This window comes from Propioniciclava sinopodophylli (genome assembly GCF_004324755.1).
Classification (GTDB): domain Bacteria; phylum Actinomycetota; class Actinomycetes; order Propionibacteriales; family Propionibacteriaceae; genus Propioniciclava; species Propioniciclava sinopodophylli.
On record NZ_SDMQ01000038.1, the window covers coordinates 1 to 686 of the forward strand.

A 686-nucleotide genomic window follows, 5' to 3' on the forward strand; every position below is an offset into this window, starting at 1 on the left:
GCCGCCGCGGGGGCGGCATGGCAGCCAGAGCTCGCGCGATCCGGTAGGTGTTGACCATGCAATTCCTCACGCCGACGACTCTCACCGGGCACCTTGTTTCCCTTGAACCGCTCGATGACGTGCACATCGAGGGACTGCGCGCCGCAGTGCAGGACGGCCACATCAACGACCTGTGGTACACCTCCGCACCCGCCCCCGAGACGGTGGCGGCCGACGTCAAGGCCAAACGTGACCTGGCTGAGCGCGGACTTATGCTCCCGTTCGCCCTCCGCCGGCTCGCCGACGGCCAGCTTGTCGGCGTGACGACCTACTGCCATCCGCTCCCTACTGTCCCGGCGGTGGAGATCGGCTACACGTGGCAGGCGGCGTCGGCCCACCGCACCGGAACGAACACGGAGGCGAAGCTGCTGATGCTCGCCCACGCGTTCGAGCAGTGGGGCTGCCGGCGGGTGTGTTTCCGGGCGACCTGGTTCAACCATCCGTCGCGGCGGGCGATCGAGCGGCTGGGGGCGGTGTTCGAGGGACGCATCCGCAACGACCGGATCATGCGCACCGGTGAAGTGACCGACACGGCGCAGTATTCGATCACCGACGGTGACTGGCCCGCAGTCCGCCGACACTTGGACCATCTCCTCGCGAAGTAGCTCGGCGGGACTCGCAGGGACGAATTGGGTGGTTGGCCACCA

General features: G+C 67.8%; 1 protein-coding gene. It reads left to right on the forward strand.

The window, feature by feature from the left end; genetic code table 11:
- Positions 1-56: 56 nt before the first annotated feature.
- Positions 57-644 carry a GNAT family N-acetyltransferase gene (locus tag ET989_RS14640; RefSeq protein ID WP_131170278.1) on the forward strand — a complete coding sequence of 196 codons (588 nt, stop codon included), beginning with the start codon at positions 57-59 and terminating at the stop codon, positions 642-644.
- The last annotated feature ends 42 nt before the right edge of the window (positions 645-686 follow it).